At 33.3% G+C, this 19,374-nt stretch carries 14 protein-coding genes; 10 read left to right on the top strand and 4 right to left on the bottom strand.

Annotated elements, in window-relative coordinates; genetic code table 11:
- Positions 1 to 129: 129 nt before the first annotated feature.
- Positions 130 to 903: a Bax inhibitor-1/YccA family protein gene (locus APR43_RS10225; protein ID WP_053471556.1), complete on the top strand. Its 774-nt coding sequence runs from the start codon at positions 130 to 132 to the stop codon at positions 901 to 903.
- 448 nt (positions 904 to 1,351) lie between these two features.
- Positions 1,352 to 4,111, top strand: coding sequence for a T9SS type A sorting domain-containing protein (locus tag APR43_RS10230; protein WP_053471557.1), 2,760 nt, complete (start codon positions 1,352 to 1,354; stop codon positions 4,109 to 4,111).
- A 73-nt stretch (positions 4,112 to 4,184) separates the two neighbouring features.
- Here APR43_RS10230 and APR43_RS10235 read toward each other — a convergent pair whose 3' ends face one another.
- On the bottom strand, positions 4,185 to 5,738 hold the full coding sequence (locus APR43_RS10235) for an aldehyde dehydrogenase family protein (protein ID WP_053471558.1): 1,554 nt from the start codon (positions 5,736 to 5,738) through the stop codon (positions 4,185 to 4,187).
- A gap of 182 nt (positions 5,739 to 5,920) precedes the next feature.
- Here APR43_RS10235 and APR43_RS10240 point away from each other — a divergent pair, with 182 nt between their 5' ends.
- Entirely contained in the window at positions 5,921 to 6,880 is a 960-nt protein-coding gene (locus APR43_RS10240; protein ID WP_053471559.1) for an MBL fold metallo-hydrolase, read from the top strand.
- Positions 6,881 to 7,220: 340 nt separating this feature from the next.
- Here the strand turns inward: APR43_RS10240 and APR43_RS10250 are convergent, their stop codons facing one another.
- The 3 genes from APR43_RS10250 to APR43_RS10260 form a co-directional block, all read right to left on the bottom strand.
- Positions 7,221 to 7,532, bottom strand: coding sequence for a hypothetical protein (locus APR43_RS10250; protein ID WP_053471561.1), 312 nt, complete (start codon positions 7,530 to 7,532; stop codon positions 7,221 to 7,223).
- Positions 7,533 to 7,669: 137 nt separating this feature from the next.
- Entirely contained in the window at positions 7,670 to 8,209 is a 540-nt protein-coding gene (locus tag APR43_RS10255; RefSeq protein WP_053471562.1) for a 3-hydroxyanthranilate 3,4-dioxygenase, read from the bottom strand.
- Between the two features lie 85 nt (positions 8,210 to 8,294).
- Positions 8,295 to 9,392: an endonuclease gene (locus tag APR43_RS10260; RefSeq protein WP_053471563.1), complete on the bottom strand. Its 1,098-nt coding sequence runs from the start codon at positions 9,390 to 9,392 to the stop codon at positions 8,295 to 8,297.
- 212 nt (positions 9,393 to 9,604) lie between these two features.
- Between APR43_RS10260 and APR43_RS10265 the strand changes: the two genes are divergently transcribed.
- The 7 genes from APR43_RS10265 to APR43_RS10295 all read left to right on the top strand — a co-directional run bounded on the left by APR43_RS10265 (position 9,605) and on the right by APR43_RS10295 (position 19,371).
- On the top strand, positions 9,605 to 10,504 hold the full coding sequence (locus tag APR43_RS10265; protein ID WP_053471574.1) for an LD-carboxypeptidase: 900 nt from the start codon (positions 9,605 to 9,607) through the stop codon (positions 10,502 to 10,504).
- A gap of 168 nt (positions 10,505 to 10,672) precedes the next feature.
- Entirely contained in the window at positions 10,673 to 11,044 is a 372-nt protein-coding gene (locus tag APR43_RS10270; protein WP_053471564.1) for a YraN family protein, read from the top strand.
- Between the two features lie 121 nt (positions 11,045 to 11,165).
- Entirely contained in the window at positions 11,166 to 11,822 is a 657-nt protein-coding gene (locus tag APR43_RS10275) for a hypothetical protein (RefSeq protein ID WP_012023298.1), read from the top strand.
- Positions 11,823 to 12,217: 395 nt separating this feature from the next.
- Positions 12,218 to 12,781 (top strand): RNA polymerase sigma factor, encoded by a 564-nt coding sequence (locus tag APR43_RS10280; RefSeq protein ID WP_053471565.1) that lies wholly within the window; start codon positions 12,218 to 12,220, stop codon positions 12,779 to 12,781.
- Positions 12,782 to 13,273: 492 nt separating this feature from the next.
- Positions 13,274 to 14,452 carry a FecR family protein gene (locus APR43_RS10285; RefSeq protein ID WP_053471566.1) on the top strand — a complete coding sequence of 393 codons (1,179 nt, stop codon included), beginning with the start codon at positions 13,274 to 13,276 and terminating at the stop codon, positions 14,450 to 14,452.
- Positions 14,453 to 14,643: 191 nt separating this feature from the next.
- Positions 14,644 to 17,856 carry a TonB-dependent receptor gene (locus APR43_RS10290; RefSeq protein WP_240514943.1) on the top strand — a complete coding sequence of 1,071 codons (3,213 nt, stop codon included), beginning with the start codon at positions 14,644 to 14,646 and terminating at the stop codon, positions 17,854 to 17,856.
- A 9-nt stretch (positions 17,857 to 17,865) separates the two neighbouring features.
- A complete protein-coding gene (locus tag APR43_RS10295; protein ID WP_053471568.1) occupies positions 17,866 to 19,371 on the top strand; it encodes a RagB/SusD family nutrient uptake outer membrane protein in 1,506 nt (501 codons plus the stop codon).
- Positions 19,372 to 19,374: the final 3 nt, after the last annotated feature.

A 19,374-nucleotide genomic window follows, 5' to 3' on the forward strand; every position in this document is an offset into this window, starting at 1 on the left:
AAGTTTCTTTTGGTGGATTTTTTGTTTTACAGCAGTTTTCAAAAGAAAATTTCATGTTAAAAATTTAAAGTTAAATTACAGACTTCAAAAAAACTCCATATATTTGGGTTCACTAAAAGCATAAAAACTATGGCCTTCAATTCAAAAAATCCTTTTTTAAGTAACAAGCGTTTTTCATCAAATGCTGTTTCAAGAGCTGAAGAAGTACACGAAGCAAAGATTATTGATTACAATCAGGAAATGACTTTGTCTGGTACGATTAATAAATCAGCTATTTTATTTTTAATATTATGCGGCGCTGCTATGGTAACATGGTGGATGGCTTTTAACGGACTGAACATTATGCTGCCTGCTATTGGAGGTGCAATTGTTGGATTTGTTCTTGTTTTAATTTCTGCATTTAAACCACAATTATCACCGTATCTTGCTCCGGGTTATGCCTTATTTGAAGGATTATTCATTGGAGGAATCTCGGCTATTTTTGAAGCTATGTATCCTGGAATTGTAATAAACGCAGTTGGAGCTACATTGGTTACTTTCTTAGTTTGTTTAGGTTTATACAAATTTAAAATCGTAAAAGTTACAGAACAATTCAAATCAGTTGTAATTGCTGCTACTCTTGCTATTGCAACTTATTATCTAATTTCATGGATTGCTTCTTTAATTTTTAATTTTACTCCGGTTCATTACGGAAATGGAATGATGAGTATTGGAATTAGCGTTTTTGTAATTATAATTGCTGCTTTAAACCTATTCTTAGATTTTGACCTAATTGAAAAAGGTGTTCAGGAAAGAATGCCAAAATTCATGGAATGGTATGGTGCAATGGGATTAATGATCACATTAGTTTGGTTGTATATCGAATTTTTAAGATTATTATCTAAATTGTCAAGTAAGAATTAAAATTTTCTTTACACATAAAAAAAAGCCTTTTTGAAATTCAAAAAGGCTTTTTTTATGCTTCATATTCTAATAATTAGTTTACATCTTCAAAATACAAACCTACTAAAAAGATTCTTTTTCCTACAAAAAATACATTTTAACAAAAACAGGTTTAAAAGTTATAAAAAATATAAATTCTAAAAACATATCCCTTTTTACTTCTTTAAAACGTCAATAAAATTAGGCTTTCGCTAGAAATATTTTAACATGTAATAAATTACAATTAATGCAATAAATTACATTTTAACTAAAATATTAATGATTAATTTTTCATATATGTTTTTTTAAGACAAAATAAATAAGAATATCAAAATTTTGTGTAATTTCGTGTAATCGATTACAATTTCACTTGTAATCGAGAATCACGAAAACCACAAAAAACTTTTATTAATGTCTAACTTAAACAATTATGAAAAAAAACCTACTTTTTTTAGCTATGTTTTTTATTGCTGCCCAAACTTGGTCACAGCAAATTAATGAAGCCACCGGATGGCTTGAATCCGTTTTTGTAAAATGGCAGCCTGTAAGCAATGCTCAAACGTATAATGTATATTATACAGGTGAAGGAATTGTCGATCGAAAAATTGACACTCAGCTTATTAGAAGCTATGGAAGTTATTTTCGTGCCGATATTCCGGGTTTAAAAGCCGGATCTTATACTGTAAAAATCAAACCAGTTATTTCTGGTGTTGAAGGAACTGGTACCACAACAAGTTCATTGACAGTTAAAGCACACGATCGATCTGGATTTGCTTTTGCTAATTCCCGAGTTCCGGGTGCCTATAATGCAGACGGAACTCCAAAAAGTAATGCAGTAATTATTTACGTAACAGAGCAGACTAAAAATACGGTTTCTCTTGATGTAACTGGTGCGACAACAAATCCTTGCGTTGGATTACAAACCATTCTTGACGGTTACAAAAAAGGTAAAGAATTAAGACCTTTAATTGTTCGTATGGTTGGACAGATTACCGACTTATCGTATATGATGAGCGGTGATATTGTCATTGAAAACAGTAAAAATGCTTCGGCTTATCTTACTCTGGAAGGAATAGGAAATGATGCTGTTGCTGATGGCTGGGGAATAAGAGTAAAAAATGCATCAAACATTGAAATTCGAAATATTGGAACAATGAACTGTGACAGCGGCGAAGGCGACAATATTGGCTTGCAGCAAGATAATGATTACGTTTGGGTTCATAACTGTGATTTCTTTTATGGAAATGCCGGAAGCGATGCAGACCAAGTTAAAGGTGACGGAGCTTTAGACTGTAAAAAATCTACTTATATTACCTTTTCATACAATCACTTTTGGGATTCAGGAAAAAGTAATCTTTTAGGTTTAAGTGAAGGAACTACAGCTGGTTTATATATTACCTATCACCACAACTGGTACGATCACTCTGATTCACGTCATCCTCGTGTACGTTATTATTCTGCTCACGTTTATAACAACTATTATGATGGAAATTCAAAATATGGTGTTGGATCAACTTTAGGTTCCTCTGTTTTTGTAGAAGCTAATTATTTTAGAAATTGTAAATACCCAATGTTGACTTCAATGCAGGGAACTGATGTTTACAATGGTGCCGAGGGAACTTTTTCAAGCGAAGACGGCGGAACCATTAAAGCTTTTAACAATACAATGAGCGGACAAACTCGTTTTGTAGGGTACAATTCTTCAACCTATCCAGTTGAATTTGATGCTTATGTAGCATCGACCAGAAACGAAACTATCAGCAGTAGTATTACATCAAAAAAAGGCGCTAAAACGTATAATAATTTTGATACCAACTCAAGTGTAATGTATTCTTATACGCCTGACAGCCCGGAAACTGCAAGAACAAATGTTATGCAATATGCAGGGCGTGTATCTGGTGGTGATTTACAATGGACATTTAACAATGCCATTGACGATACTGCCGATGCAGTAAATACAGGATTGAAATCAGCTTTGACAAATTATCAAACGAATTTAGTTTATGTTCAGGACGGAACAAATCCTCCGGCTGGAAATCAAACTTTAACTTCAACCTCAAATAACAATCAAACCGTTACGAGTGGAACTTCAATTGCAACAATTGTGTTTACCTGGGGAGGTGATGCAACAGATGCTGCCGTGACTGGTTTACCAGCTTCGGGATTGACTTTTGTAAAAAATACAGCTGCAAAAACAATCACAATTTCCGGAACGCCAACTGCAACCGTAAATTATTCGATTGCTACAACAGGAACTGCAGGAACTCCTGCAACTGGATCTGGAACAATAACGGTAAATGCAGCAGGAACTCAAACTTTAACATCTACAAATAATAACAGCCAAACCGTAACCAGCGGAACTGCTATTAACTCGATTGTATTTACCTGGGGAGGAACTGCAACTGATGCCACTGTAAACGGTTTGCCGGCATCTGGATTAACTTTTGTAAAAAATACATCGGCTAAAACAATAACTATTTCGGGAACTCCAACTGCAACAGTTTCATATTCAATTACAACTACAGGAACAGGAACTGCAGCAACGGGATCTGGAACAATAACGGTAAATACAGGTACGTCTGGAAGCGAAATTCACAATTTTACAACTTCTGGAAAAACAAGCACATTTTATGCAATTACAGGAAATCTTTCGACTACTAAAGGTACGGTTACGTATAATGGTTTGACTTTGACGCAATGTCTAAAAATTGAATCTTCTACCAATATTTCATTTACAACAAGTCAGGCGAGTACTTTAACGCTTGTTTTTGTGGAAGCTTCGGCAACAATAAAAGTTGACAATGTGGATAAAGTAGCTTCTAACGGAATTGTAACAGTTTCATTGGCCGCAGGAAGTCATACAATTACTAAAAAAGATACGTCAAACTTATTTTATATGAATACGGTTTACAGCGGTGGAATGCTTCGTATGGCAAAAATAGAAACTCCAGCTGATATAGAAACTGAGAAAATATTTGTGTATCCAAATCCGGCTTCAAACATTTTATACTTATCAGATCCAAGTCAAAAAATAGAAAAAGTTTTGATCTATAATATCTCAGGCGTACTGGTAAAAATTGCACAAAAAGGAACTGAAACTATTGATATCAGTCAGCTTTCAACGGGAACTTACTTAGCAAAAATTTATACTGCTGAGGATTCGTTTAACCAAACTATTATTAAAAAATAAACCCTGATAATAATTTAAAAAATAAAGGCTTCCAAAATTTGGAAGCCTTTTTCTATGTTTAAAAGAGATTTAATTACAAATCAAATTTAATTCCTTGTGCCAAAGGAAGATTCGTTGTATAATTAATCGTATTTGTTTGACGTCTCATATATATTTTCCATGCATCAGAACCAGATTCACGTCCACCTCCGGTTTCTTTTTCACCACCAAAAGCACCGCCAATTTCAGCTCCCGAGGTTCCGATGTTTACATTCGCAATTCCGCAGTCAGAACCTGTTACAGATAAAAATCTTTCTGCTTCACGTAAATTGTTGGTCATAATTGCAGAAGATAATCCTTGTGCAACTCCATTTTGAAGTTCGATTGCATTATCAACATCACCAGAATATTTAATCAAATATAAAACCGGAGCAAAAGTTTCGTGCTGTACAATAGCAAAAGAGTTTTCAGCTTCAGCAATTGCAGGTTTTACGTAACAGCCGCTTTCGTAACCTTCGCCTGAAAGAACTCCGCCTTCAACCAAAATTTTTCCACCTTCAGCAACTACTTTATTTAAAGCTATAGCATATTGTTCAACAGCATGTGTATCGATAAGCGGTCCAACATGATTATTTTCGTCAAGCGGATTCCCAATACGTAATTGTTTATAAGCCGCAACTAAAGCATCTTTTACTTTATCATAAATGCTTTCGTGAATAATCAATCTTCTAGTTGATGTACAACGCTGTCCGGCAGTTCCTACAGCTCCAAAAACAGCTCCAATAACGGTCATTTTAATATCGGCATCTGGAGTCACAATAATTGAATTATTTCCTCCTAATTCTAATAGCGATTTACCTAATCTTCCAGCAACGGTTTGTGCAACAATTTTCCCCATTCTGGTAGAACCTGTTGCAGAAATTAAAGGAATACGAGTATCTTTTGTAAGCAGCTCACCTATTTTATAATCACCGTTTATCAAACAAGAAATTCCTTCCGGAAGATTATTTTCTTTGATAACCTGAGCAATAATATTTTGGCAGGCAATTCCGCAAAGAGGTGTTTTTTCAGAAGGTTTCCAAACGCAGACATCTCCTGAGATCCAAGCCAAAGCCGTATTCCAAGACCAAACTGCAACCGGGAAGTTAAATGCAGAAATAATTCCAACAATTCCTAATGAATGATATTGCTCATACATTCTGTGTCCTGGTCTTTCAGAATGCATTGTTAATCCGTGTAGTTGACGAGACAAACCAACAGCAAAATCACAGATATCGATCATTTCCTGAACTTCTCCGTAACCTTCCTGCAATGATTTACCCATTTCATAAGAAACCAATTTACCAAGAGCTTCTTTATTTTGACGTAATTTTTCTCCAAACTGACGAACGATTTCTCCACGCTGCGGTGCAGGAATTAATCTAAAAGTTTTGAATGCCTCAGTTGCAGAACGCATTACTTTTTCGTAATCTTCAAGTGTTGAAGTTTTTACAGATGCAATTAGTTTTCCGTCTACAGGTGAAAAACTATCTAAAATTTCTCCCGATGAAAAGTTCTCTACTCCCGTTGAAGTTCCTTCATTAACTAGTTTTATTCCTAGTTTTTCCAAAGCTTCATTCATGCCAAATTGTGATGCTATTGTTGTCATTGTAACTTTTTTAGTTAAAATTGTTATATTTTTATGTAAAGATATTATTTTAGAATTAATTTCAAATGATATTGAACTATTAAAGACAAAGTAAATTTAGCGTTATTTTACAAGTATTAACGCAAAGCGATCCTGATTTATTCGGTAAATTTGATGAAATTTGCATTTCTAAAATTATAAATATGACCAGTTTCAGTCGGCTTTTGCTTTGTTTTGTCTTAGTTTCATTTAATGCTTTTTCTCAAAAAGAACAGAAATCTTCTTTTCAGATTGTTCCTTTAGGAATAAAAGGCGGAATCGACGAGAAAAATCTTTCGGCTTATTTAATAGCCCCCGCAAACACAAAAGATTTTGTTTGTCTGGATGCCGGAACGATAAATGCCGGAATTGAGAAAGCGATTGAAAACAAAGTTTTCAAAGTTTCAACCAACGAAGTTTTACGAAAATATATAAAAGGATATTTGATTTCGCATGCGCATTTAGATCATGTTTCAGGCTTAATTATCAACTCTCCTGCCGATTCTTCTAAAACGGTTTACGCAACTGAAAAATGTATGGAAATGATGGAAAACCATTATTTCAATGATCAAACCTGGGCTAATTTTGGAGATAAAGGCGTTGGATTTCCGTTGAAAAAATATCATTTTCAAACTTTAAATTTAGGCGAAGAAACTCCTCTTTCAAATACAAAAATGACGGTTAAAGCTTTTCCTTTAAGTCATGTAAATCCGTTTGAAAGCACTGCTTTTTTAATTAAAAATGAAGATAATTATGTTTTGTATTTAGGAGATACGGGGCCTGATTCTGTAGAAAAAAGCGATAAATTAAAAGCTTTGTGGACTGTAGTTGCACCTTTAATTCAAAGCAAACAATTGAAAGGTATTTTAATTGAAGTTTCTTTCCCAAATGAACAACCGGACAAATTTTTATTTGGACACTTAACGCCAAATCATTTAATGACTGAACTTCATGTTTTGGAAGAATTAGCGGGAAAAGGTTCTTTGAATAATTTCAAAATCATTATTACGCATTTAAAACCCCCAGCTAAAAATATTACTAAAATTAAAGAGCAGTTGAAAGCTCAAAATGATTTAGGTTTGAAGATTATTTATCCTGAACAAGGGAGAAAAATTGAGTTGTAAAAACAAATAATTGTAAGATAATTTTTATATTTTTACTGAATAAATTTTTATTAATGAAAATTGTTTGGTCTTCAAGGGCAACTTATACGTTTTATACAACAAGGAATTATCTAACACAATTTAGAAATAATGAAATTGCACAAAAATTTGTAAATGAGGTTTTACACATTATTGATTTAGTCACAATAAACCCTCATTTGGGAAAATTTAGAAATGATTTAGAATGCAATGAAATATTAGTCACAAAAAACATTTCTCTTTATTACATTTTAAATCGAGATGTTATTCACTTAATTGAATTTCATGACAATCGTCAAAAACCCTTAACCATTTTAAATTTCTAAATTATATTTTTACTTTTTAACTCAAGTAGCATTTCTTCATGCGTCATATAATTCCCTTCTTCATATTCGCGCTTAGCATTTTCTATTTCAGTCTTTAATCGTAATCTAAAATTTTCTTCTGGAGAAAGAATCTTAGCAATTGAAAGTACTTCATCTGGAGTAAATGATTGAGTTTTCAATTTTCTATAAAACGTTGGACTAGAAATGCCAACTTTTTCAATAATATAGTTTTTTTTATAAGGAGATTTGTCCATTAAAGACTCAATATTATCTACTATATTCTTATATGCGATAATTTCTTGTATCATTTTTGTAACTTTTTTAGAACATTTATGATGCAAATATATATCAAAAATGATATTAAAAATTTTCTTTAACACAAAAATAAATCCGACAGGTTTAAAAACCTGTCGGGTTTAATATACTCGTATTCGAGATCAATAAATTACTTCTTGGCCGTAAATCTAGAATCAGTTTCCATTATGGTTCCGCAATTATTGCAAGTTCTTAATTCTTCTGAATTGTAGAAATGTTCGAAATGAGGAAGAAAATCTTTTTCGATGTTATGCAGTTCAAAATATACTTCGTAAAGTTTGTGATTGCAATTATCACAATGCCAAAGTAAACCGTCTGTATAACCTTTCCCGGCACGTTTTCGCTCAATTACTAATCCTATTGAACCTTCTGAACGAACTGGAGAATGTGGAATTTTAGCAGGATGTAAATACATATCTCCCGCATTTAATTCCATTTCTTTACGTTCACCGTCTTCTTGAATTACAACTTTTATACTTCCTTCTAATTGATAAAAAAGTTCTTCGGTTTCGTTATAATGATAATCTTTTCGTGCATTTGGTCCGGCAACAATCATTACAATATAATCGCCTGAGTCAACATATAGATTTTTATTTCCAACTGGTGGTTTTAGTAAGTGTCGGTTATCTTCAATCCATTTTGTTAGATTGAATGGTTTTGCTATAGCCATTTTTTTCAGAATTTATGAAAAGCTAAGGTAGTGAAAAGTATTTAGTATACAGTGGCAGTCTCAGTATTCAGACTGAAAACCGTCACTATTTTATCTCTCGTATTAAATAAATATACACCGGAAAATGATCACTAAAACCTGCTTCGGTTAAAGTATTTCTTAACGGATATCCTTTGTATTTTCCCGAAGTTTGAATAAGATAAGGTCGATTAAAAATCCCTGCTTTCCAGAATTTAAAACTTGAAAAATCAGGTTCAATAAAAGATTTGGTCATTATGATTTGGTCAAAAATATCCCAGGAATCTCTAAACGCTAAAGTTCCCATTCCTCTTTCTGCCATTTCTTCGAATGGATTATAAACACCAAATTCAGGAACTTCTGCTTTTTTTGCTTTTGCTCCTAATTCGGTTTTTATACTTTTATTAAAAGGTCCGTCGTTTAAATCTCCCATAGTAATTACTTTTGCCATTGGATTTATCTGTTGAAGGGAATCTATAATTTTTCGATTTAATCTTCCTGCTGCTTCACGAAACGGACTGCTTGCTTTTTCTCCGCCAGATCTCGATGGCCAGTGATTGACAATAATGTGAATTTCTTCATTGTCTAAAAAACCTGTTACTAAAAGCTGATCTCTGGTAAAAACTCGGTTTTTAGTATCTATTTTGATTTCAACATCACCTAAATCTTCGTTTTTATCTTCCTGAAGAATTGGTTTGTTTTTATAAATCAACAACGGAATATTAGCATAAGAAGTCGGCCTGAAATATTTCTTTTGATACAGAAGCGCTACATCGATTCCGCGTTGATCGGGAGAATCAAAATGGATAATTCCGTAATCGTAAGGTGCTATTTTTTCTTCTTTAATTAAATCTTCAAGAACACCGCGGTTTTCAACTTCAGAACAGCCAATTAAAGTAGGCGCATTAGAATTTTCAGGAGTTCCAATTTCAGAGATAACTTTGGAAAGATTTTTCAGTTTTTGTTCGTATTTTTCTTTTGTCCAATGCTGAGCACCATTTGGAGTCCATTCGTCATCATTTGTGCTTGGATCGTCGTTAATGTCAAAGAGATTTTCGAAATTGTAAAAGGTTGCGGTGTGAATTACATATCTTTTAGATTGTGCATTTGAAAGAGAAATTATAAAAAAGGCGAGTAAACAAAAGTGAAATTTAATAATTTGCATAACTTTAAAAATTTAAGAGCTCAATTTAAATAAATTGTAAGAATTTTCAACAACTTAATTGAGTAAATAATTTATATTTGTTAATCTTAACATTCAAATAAGCAAAAGAAACTATGAAAAGCTTCCTTACTATCACAAAATATTTTAATGGTGCTAAACTGGCATTTCTTATTTTTGCTTTACAATCATTTACCTGTCAATCCCAACAAATCATGATAACACCACCTTATTTACAAAAAGGAGATACCGTAGCACTTTTGGCAACAGCCAGAAAAAATATCGACGACAATTTAAAACCAACTATAGATTTACTTAAAAGCTGGGGTCTGGAAGCTGTTGTTGGTAGTACAATTGGATTAGATTACCATCAATTAGCAGGAACTGATGAACAGCGTGCTGCTGATTTTCAAAAGCAATTGGATAATCCAAATATAAAAGCGATTTGGTGCGTTCGCGGCGGTTACGGAACTGTGAGAATGTTAGACCTTCTGGATTTTACAAAATTTAAACAACATCCAAAATGGGTTATTGGTTTTAGCGATGTTACAGTTTTGCACAATCATTTAAACACGATGGGTTATAAATCTATTCATGGTGTTATGCCGGTTACGATTCCGCGTGCAACTCCGGCAGCGATTAGTTCAATGAAATCAAGTTTATTTGGTGAGCCTCTTTCCTATTCTATTGAGCCAAGCAGCATGAACCGTTTTGGTAAAGCAACTGGTGAATTAGTGGGTGGAAATCTTTCTATTTTATACAGCTTATTAGGTTCTCCTTCTGCAATTGACTGCAAAGATAAAATCTTGTTTATTGAAGATTTAGATGAATATCTATATCACATTGATCGTATGATGATGAATTTAAGACGCAACGGCTGTATCGAAAACCTGAAAGGAATTATCATTGGAGGAATGACCAAAATGAAAGACAACGAAGTTCCGTGGGGAAAAAATGCATTAGAAATTATTGATGATGTTACTAAAAAATATAATATTCCGGTAATTTTTAATTTCCCGGCCGGACATATTCAGGATAATCGCGCTTTAGTTATGGGAAGTACTATTTCTATTGATGTGAATGCATCTGGAAGTACGGTTACTTTTCAGAAATAATATTATTTCTTAAGCCAAGAAAAAAATACCACGCATAAAAATCTCGCAAAGACGCGAAGTCGCAAAGTAAATTCAAACTTTGCGACTTCGCGTCTTTGCGTGCAAAAAACTTTATCATTTAAATTCAAATCTGAAACTTGAAAAACTTTAAACCTGAAACAAAAAAGCATGGCAGAACACAACGAACTTGGTAAAAAAGGAGAAGAACTAGCTGTAGAATATCTTGAGCAAAATGGTTATGAAATTTTAGACCGAAACTGGGTTTTTCAAAAAGCAGAAATAGATATTATTGCTCAAAAAAATGATGTCTTGGCAATCGTCGAAGTGAAGACAAGATCGAGTTTAAATTTTGGTTCTCCGCAGGATTTTGTGAAGCCAAAAAAAATTCAACTTCTAATAAAAGCAGTAAATGCCTACATAAACTATAGGGAAAAGGATTTTAATGAAGATTTAAATATCCGTTTTGACATCGTTGCGATCCATAAAAACGGGGAATCATTTGCAATTGAACATCTTACTGATGCTTTTTATCATTTTTAACATAATTTTTTCTTGTTATAATTGTAACAAATTGTTTTTTTATTTATATTTGCATAGATTTATAACATCAAATTAACTAAACCACACCAATCAAGTTACAAAAAAAAAAGAAAAAAAAATTATGAAAACCGTTTCTTCCATCGTCGAAAATTACATCAAAACGAAACCATTTCTCTTAAACGCTTTATCTCTTGGGATTATTAACCTGACTTCTCTTTCTCGGAACATTATGACCGAGTTGGAAAATGAATTTGGCAAAGAAGTAAAACAGGGCGCTGTTGTAATGTCGCTGAAGAGATTGACTGAAGAATTAGATTTTAAATTAAACCATAAAATCAATAAGGTAATCAAGAATATTGGCGAAATCACAGTTAGATCTGAGTTAACAGATTATACTTTTGCAGCTTCTGAAACTGTGTTAAACAAACAAGCCGATTTAATCTCTGATATCAATGCTTTATCTGATATTTTTTATACCTCATCCCGTGGTGTAAACGAAACTAATATTGTAGTAAGCAGCAGTGTAAATCATTTAGTGGAGAAACACTTTATGAGAGAAAAACTAATTCAGAAATTAGACAACCTTGCTTCTATTACGGTAAAATTACCTAAAGAAAACATCGTTGTTCCTGGTATTTATTACTTCATTTTCCAACGTTTAGCTTGGGAAGGAATTATTATAAATGAGGTAATTTCGACTTCAAACGAATTTACAATTCTTGTTGGAGAAGATCAGGTTGATGTTGCTTTTAAAGTAATTAAAGATTTGAAAAACTAATCACACAAAATTTAATTTTTACATCTTAAATAAATTCAATTTTCAATATCCTTTTGTCTTTCTCAAAAAAAGATAAAAGGATTTTTTTACAAATTAGTGTTTTTATTTTTTCAAGCACTTTTATTCCAAATAAGAATATTCTCAAAAAACACAGCTCATTATAGTTAATTTTTAAAATTTTAGCCAAAAAGTTATCAACTTGATAAAAAGGGTTTTACTACCGTATTTACTGAGATTTCATTGAAAATAAATCACAAAAAACCGAATTAAGTTTATTTTACCATTATTTGCTGCGAATAATATTTTTATATATTTGCTAACCACTCAACGCATTAGAGTATCGATTTTGATAGTATCGTAATATAATTAGATTTAAATACAAACTAATTAATTTAATGTTGGAAGCCAAAGACTATAGCGACAAATTATTGGTAAGCGAATTAAAAAATGGCAGCGAAAAAGCATTTCGTTCCCTTTTTGATTTGTATTACCAGGATATTTATGGCTACAGCATAAGTCTTTTAAAATCAAAAGAGGCTGCCGAAGAAAATGTACAGGATGTTTTTATGAAAGTCTGGCAGCATCGCGAAAACCTAAACTTAGAACAATCTTTTAAGGCTTATATTTTTACCATTGCCAGAAATCAGGCTTTTAATACCTTGAATAAAGCCGCAAATGATTTGGTTTTGAAAGAAGCTATTTTTTATGAAAGTCAAAAATCACATGAATATGGAGATTACTCCATTCGGGAAGAAGACTGTAAAAAACTTCAAAAACAAGCCATGAAACAATTACCGCCAAAGCGGAAACAAATTTTTAAAATGTCACGAAAGAAAGGCATGAGTTACGAAGAAATTAGTCAGGAACTCGGCATCTCTATAAATACTGTCAGGAATCAAATGAGCAAAGCATTAGAATCAATGCGGGTCTTTTTTCAGGTTCACGACGAGATTATCTAACCAAAACCAATTTTTAACCAACTAAATCACTCTTTCCGGGTGATTTTTTTTGTTTTAATGAAATTGCCCGCGGGTTTTACGGATGAAACGGGTTTACACAGGTTTTATTTATTTTTAGCGTTAGTCATCTTAATGAGGAAAAACCCCTCAAAAAGACCGTAATCATTATCAAACATTGCCCGTGGTTTCAACCACGGGGACGCAATATATATGCAATGCATAATCACGATACGTGTCCCGTGGTTGAAACCACGAGTTATATTTTAATAAAAAATCTGCGAAAATCCGTTTCATCCGTAAAATCCGTGGGCAAAAACCGCATTCCATTTCTTTTTTAGAAAAAAAATTCATTTCAAAACTATTTAAAAATCAATACATTACAATAAATTCCATCTTTTTAAATGTTAAAATTTAAAAATTTACAACGTTTGAGTAGTACTGAAATCGTTTTCGGCTGTATTATATTCAGAACCCGACCTAAAACAATTCGTAATGAATTCAAATTCTGAAATAAAAAGTCTTTTACAAAAGTTTGTTTTAAACCAATGCACGCCCGAAGAAATAAACGAGGTTGTTGCTTATTATAAAAAAAATCAACTTACGGAGGATTTTCCAACTGTAGAAGACATTCAAAATCTTCTTGGCGAAATGCCGAAAATGGACAAACAAACTGCTGATGATATTTTCATGAATATCTTATCAGCTTCAAAAGAAGAAGAATCTGTGATTGAAATACCACAGAGAAGATCAAACTTCAGAAAATATATTTCGATCGCTGCTTCTGTAATTATTTTACTTGGAATTGGTTTCTTCTACAAACAAAATCTTTCAGACAAACCTGCTGAACCAAAATTCGATTTTAAAAGTTCTGATATTGTACTGCAGTTAGAAAATGGCGAAACGCAGATTTTATCTGAACACAATTCGGCACAAATTAAAGATGCTAAAGGGAATATTGTTGGAAATCAAAGCGGAGATAAAATTGCTTATGAAAACAGTTTAGATCCTGAAAAATTAGTTTACAACACGATTAAAATTCCATACGGTAAAAAATTCCGCCTTCAATTATCAGATGGAACTATGGTTCACTTAAATGCGGGAACGACTTTAAAATATCCTGTAAAATTCATTCCTGGTGAAAACAGACAAGTATTTCTTGATGGAGAAGCATTTTTTGATGTTGCAAAAGATAAAAAACATCCATTTATCGTAAATGCTGACGAATTGAATGTTCGAGTTCTGGGAACACATTTCAACGTTTCTAATTATCCTGAAGACGCTGCAACAGATGTTGTTTTGGTTGAAGGTTCAGTTGGAATGTATCAGTCAAACGAAAAATTTGATGCTTTAAAAAACACCATTTTAAAACCTGGCTTTAAAGGAAGTTTCAATAAAGAAAATACTAAAATTTCGACTAAAGCGGTTATTACAGATATCTATACTTCATGGATAAACGGCGGACTGACGTTTAGAAATATGACTTTCAAAAACATTATTACAAAACTGGAACGACGCTACAATGTTACTATTGTAAATAAAAATGAGAAACTGGCAAACGAAAAATTCAATGCAAGTTTCAGCGATGAATCAATTGATAAAGTGATGAGTTATTTCAACGACATTCACGGTATTAATTACACGATAAAAAACGATCAAATACTAATTAAATAACCACTAAAACCAATGAAAAAATATGAAGAACTAAGATTACAGGAATAAAAAAATCGGAAAGAGCTGCGAACAATTTCCGATTAACTAAGTGATTGAATATAACGAATTAACTACAATCAATTAACAAAATTATGAAAAAAAAATCTAAGAATAATGGGTTCCTATACTCATTGTTCCAAAATGACCTAAAATTGAAACTAACTACACTACTTATTTTGGTCGCCATGTTTAATATTAGAGGGAATACTTATGCCCAAAAAACAAAAGTTACCCTTGAATTAAACAATTCAACAATCGAGAAGGTTATTGAGACCATTGAACAAAAAACAGATTTCAGATTTATTTATAAACTGAACGATATCGACTTAGATCGTACGGTTTCTATTTCTGTAAAAGATCAATCGATATATGTGGTTTTAGACAAAATTTTTAAAGGAACTCCAACTGAATTTAAAATCAGAGATACGCAGATTATCCTTAAAAAACCAGAACTCAGAACACAAATAATCGAATTTCAAAAGCAAACTGTTTCGGGTGTAATTACCGATGAAAATGGCCTGCCACTACCCGGAGCTTCTGTTCTTGAAGAAGGAACTAAAAACGGAATGGTTACTGATTTTGATGGTAAGTATAAAATTACTGTTGAAAGTGCCCAATCTGTAATAATTGTATCATTTGTAGGATATAAAGAGAAAAAAGTAACGGCAAACCAAAATGTAATAAACATTCAGCTTTTTCCAGATGCCACTGATTTACAAGAAATTGTTGTAGTGGGTTACGGAACTGCCATAAAAAAAGATGTAACCGGAGCAGTTTCTTCAATTGCTGCAAAAGACATGAATCAGGGAGCAATTGTTAATCCTTTACAATTAATTGCAGGAAAAGCTGCGGGTGTAAATATCACTCAAATTGGTAGCGAACCGGGTTCTGGACCAAGTGTTCGTATTCGTGGAATTTCTTCTTTAATTGGAGGAAATGATCCTTTAGTTGTTGTGGATGGAATTCAGGGAAACATGGATTTGTTAAATCAAGTTCCTCCAAGTGAAATCGAAAGTATAGATGTTTTAAAAGATGCTTCTGCAACGGCTGTTTATGGTTCAAGAGGAGCGCCTGGAGTTATCATTGTAACAACTAAGAAAAACAAAGCAGGAAAAACTACAATCGAATACATCGGGTCGACATCTGTTGATTTTATTCCAAAAAAATTAGATATGCTTGATGCTAACCAATGGTGGGAAACTGCTCAAAAGTATGGTGTTCCAGCATCTTCAAATCACGGTTCAAATACAAATTGGTACGGTCTTTTGACTGAAACGGGAATTACACAGACGCATACATTGTCATTTGGCGGAGGAACGGATAAATTCAATTACAGAGCTTCTATAACAGCTATTATGCAAGATGGAGTTGTAATCAATTCTAGCAACCAAAAATATATTGGACGTATTCAGGCAACACAATTGGCTCTTGATGATAAATTAAAATTGACTTTTAACTTAAACTCAGGAATAAATAATACAACAAGCAGTATTGGAAGTATTGGTACCGTTGCTTATACATCAAACTTAATTACAAATGCATTATTGGCAAGACCAACAGATCCTGTTTATAATACTGATGGAACTTATTTTACAGATGGAACTGTTTTTCATTATTTAAATCCTTATGCTGCTGCACAAACAGTTACAAATGAAAGACAAGATGATAATTTATTTGGAAGTTTAAAAGCAGATTTAGAGTTAGGTAAAGGTTTTACGGCTAACTGGTTTGGAAGCTGGAGAAAAACTAATAGAACTATAGGATATTACATGCCGGCAGAATCTACAGAAGCGTATGCAGTAGAACAGCACGGTTTTGCAAATATTGACAATGCCAGACAAAATGAAAAATTAACGAATGTTAGTCTTAGCTATAAAAAAACGTTAGGAATCCACACTTTTAATGCATTGGCTTTATACGAATGGCAAAGTCAGACTTATCAGGGTAATTACACTCAGGCAAGAGGTTTTATTAGTGATGAAGCTACTTATAATGCACTTCAGTTTGGCGATTTGTCTAAAGTTAGAGCCGGAGACATCAGATCTTATAAAAATGACAGATCTTTAGTTTCTTATTTAGGAAGATTAAACTACTCTTTATTAGACCGTTATTTACTTACAGCAAGTATCAGACGAGATGGTTCATCTGTATTTGGTGCAAACAATAAATGGGGAAATTTCCCTTCAGCATCTGTGGCCTGGCAAATTAACAAAGAATCTTTCATGCAGAATCAAAATCTATTTAGCGAATTAAAATTACGCGTTGGTTATGGTGAAACTGGTAATCAGCAAGGTCTTTATCCGCAAACATCATTGCCATTAGTAGACAGTGCAGGGAATATTTATTTTGGAGGATCTATCATTACTAATTTTGGTATTGCTCAAAATGCAAATGCTGATTTGAAATGGGAAACTAAAAGACAAACTAATATTGGACTTGATTTCGCTCTTTTAGATAATAGATTAAGAGGTAGTGTTGATGTTTACGATTCTACAACAGATAATCTTTTATTTGATTATACTGTACCTCAGCCTCCTTATCCTTATAATAAAATTAAAGCAAACGTAGGAAGCATTTCTAACAAAGGTTTAGAAGCTGCACTTGCATATGATGTTATCAGAACTAATAACAGTACACTTACATTAGCAGGAAACGTTTCTTTTATGAAAAACGAAGTACTTAATTTAAGCGGCAGCATTAATGGTATTCCTTTAAATACGGACTTTGTAAATTGGGGAGCACCAAACTCTTTATTGGTAAAAGGAAAACCAATTGGTTCATTCTATATTTTAGAAAGTACGGGTACAAATTCAAATGGTGTTGAAACAGTAAAGGATCAAAATGGAGATGGTAAAATTGATCAGGGAGCTACAAGTCCGGATCGCTACTATGCAGGTTCAGCATTACCAACTTACACTTTTGCATTTAACCCATCTTACAGATACAAAAACTTTGATGCTTCTATGTTGTGGAGAGGTTCTGGAGGAAACAAAATTTACAACAATCTTAATCAAAGGTTAAGTATGTTGGAAAATACTGGTAGTTCAAATGTTTTGGAAAGCGCTCGAGATAAAGGAATTTTTTCTTCTCCATACGGATCTGATGCATGGTTAGAAGATGGTTCATTCGTTCGTTTAGAGAATGTTACCGCAGGATATACTTTCCGCTTTACAGATAAATATGTAGACTCTGTTCGACTTTCTCTTACAGGAAGCAATTTACTGCTAATTACAGATTACACAGGAGTTGATCCTGAATTAAATGTAAGCGGAAGTGGTGACCCTAATGATAATTTTGGAGGCGATAAAGGAATTTATCCTCGTACCAGAAGTATTGCATTTGGTTTGACTGTAAAATTTAAATAGTAAAAAGAGATGAAAATTAAAAATATAGTAGCAGCAAGCGTTTGTTTTCTAACACTTTTTAGCTGTACAGACATCAACGAAAATATATACGACAAATATCAACCGGATACCTTTTATGGAACTCCGGAAGGAGCAAATATTGCTCTTGCCAGTATTTATGCAGAAATTCCGGGAGATTTTGAACGTAAAGGCGTACCTGGTGTAGGTTATGCAGGGGCTGATAATGGCTGGTACGACATGAACTGTATGTCATCAGATGAGCAGGTAATTCCGCATAGAACAGATGGTAACTGGCAGCAGGATTTTGCCCGTTTGCACAAACACGAATGGCTTCCTTCTGAATTCATTATTAACAATACTTGGAACTGGTTATACAAGTCTATTTTCAATGCAAATTTAGCAGTTGAATTATTAGAAAAATCAGGTGCTGACCCTTCAAAAATTGCCGAAGCAAAAGTATTACGTGCTTTCTTTTATTACTTATTGATTGATGATTTTGGTGATGTTCCTTTTTATACCAACAACAATATTACCGTTGATAAAATCCCGCAGTCAAGCCGTAAAGAAGTTTTTGATTTTATCGTTAAAGAATTAACCGAAAACGTAGAACAACTTTCTGTAACAAAAGGCGGAAATTATTATGGAAGATTCAATAAATGGGCTGGGTATACACTGCTTGCAAAAGTGTACTTAAACGCTGAAGTTTATACCGGTACTCCAAAATGGACAGAATGTTTAGCTGCTTGTAACAAAGTTTCTGAAGGAGGATTTACACTTCATTCTGGCGCAGCCGATGTTGCAAATCCTTTAGGGAATAAATATTTTGAATTATTTGGAGATGTACTTCCTGATGATGAAACTATTTTGCCTATTTACGCAACTCTGGATGTTGTTTCCCGAAATGTTTATGCAGTTCGTAGTGTATATGGTCCGCAGGGTGTAAATTTATTTGGATTAAGCGGTTGGAACGGAACTATTGTTCCTAAAGATTTCTTCCTGAAATATGATGTAAATGATATTCGCAGAAAACAGTTTTTAGTAGGCGAACAGCCTGGCGGATTCAATTATACTCTTGAAGTTGGTTCTTTAGATAATCCCGGAGCACTTCCTCAGGCAGGAGTTCGTAACGTTAAATTTTATCCTGCAGGAGTAAAATCAGGAGGAGGAGCTTCAAATGACTTTCCAATTTTCAGATATGCTGACGTAATTTTAATGATGGCAGAATGTAATACTCGTTTAGGGAATGCAGCTGCAGCAAAACCTTTTGTAGATCAAATCAGACAACGTGCAGGCTTAGATGGTTTAGACCACAATCCTACTCTAGATGATATTTATAATGAAAGAGGTTTCGAATTAAGCTGGGAAGGCCACAGAAGACAGGACATGATTCGTTTTGATAAATTTTTACTGGCAAACGAATTTAGACCTGCATCACCTGCTTATAGAAAATTGTTCCCAATTCCAACATCTGCTTTAGATGCGAATCGTGGACTTAAACAAAACCCAGGTTACTAAAAA

The sequence above is a fragment of the Flavobacterium sp. NLM genome, from assembly GCF_002210235.1.
GTDB lineage: Bacteria > Bacteroidota > Bacteroidia > Flavobacteriales > Flavobacteriaceae > Flavobacterium > Flavobacterium panici.

Coding starts and splice junctions, on each gene's coding strand:
- APR43_RS10225 (WP_053471556.1), top strand. CDS start 130: ATGGCCTTCAATTCAAAAAATCCTTTTTTAAGTAACAAGCGTTTTTCA.
- APR43_RS10230 (WP_053471557.1), top strand. CDS start 1,352: ATGAAAAAAAACCTACTTTTTTTAGCTATGTTTTTTATTGCTGCCCAA.
- APR43_RS10235 (WP_053471558.1), bottom strand. CDS start 5,738: ATGACAACAATAGCATCACAATTTGGCATGAATGAAGCTTTGGAAAAA.
- APR43_RS10240 (WP_053471559.1), top strand. CDS start 5,921: ATGACCAGTTTCAGTCGGCTTTTGCTTTGTTTTGTCTTAGTTTCATTT.
- APR43_RS10250 (WP_053471561.1), bottom strand. CDS start 7,532: ATGATACAAGAAATTATCGCATATAAGAATATAGTAGATAATATTGAG.
- APR43_RS10255 (WP_053471562.1), bottom strand. CDS start 8,209: ATGGCTATAGCAAAACCATTCAATCTAACAAAATGGATTGAAGATAAC.
- APR43_RS10260 (WP_053471563.1), bottom strand. CDS start 9,392: ATGCAAATTATTAAATTTCACTTTTGTTTACTCGCCTTTTTTATAATT.
- APR43_RS10265 (WP_053471574.1), top strand. CDS start 9,605: ATGATAACACCACCTTATTTACAAAAAGGAGATACCGTAGCACTTTTG.
- APR43_RS10270 (WP_053471564.1), top strand. CDS start 10,673: ATGGCAGAACACAACGAACTTGGTAAAAAAGGAGAAGAACTAGCTGTA.
- APR43_RS10275 (WP_012023298.1), top strand. CDS start 11,166: ATGAAAACCGTTTCTTCCATCGTCGAAAATTACATCAAAACGAAACCA.
- APR43_RS10280 (WP_053471565.1), top strand. CDS start 12,218: ATGTTGGAAGCCAAAGACTATAGCGACAAATTATTGGTAAGCGAATTA.
- APR43_RS10285 (WP_053471566.1), top strand. CDS start 13,274: ATGAATTCAAATTCTGAAATAAAAAGTCTTTTACAAAAGTTTGTTTTA.
- APR43_RS10295 (WP_053471568.1), top strand. CDS start 17,866: ATGAAAATTAAAAATATAGTAGCAGCAAGCGTTTGTTTTCTAACACTT.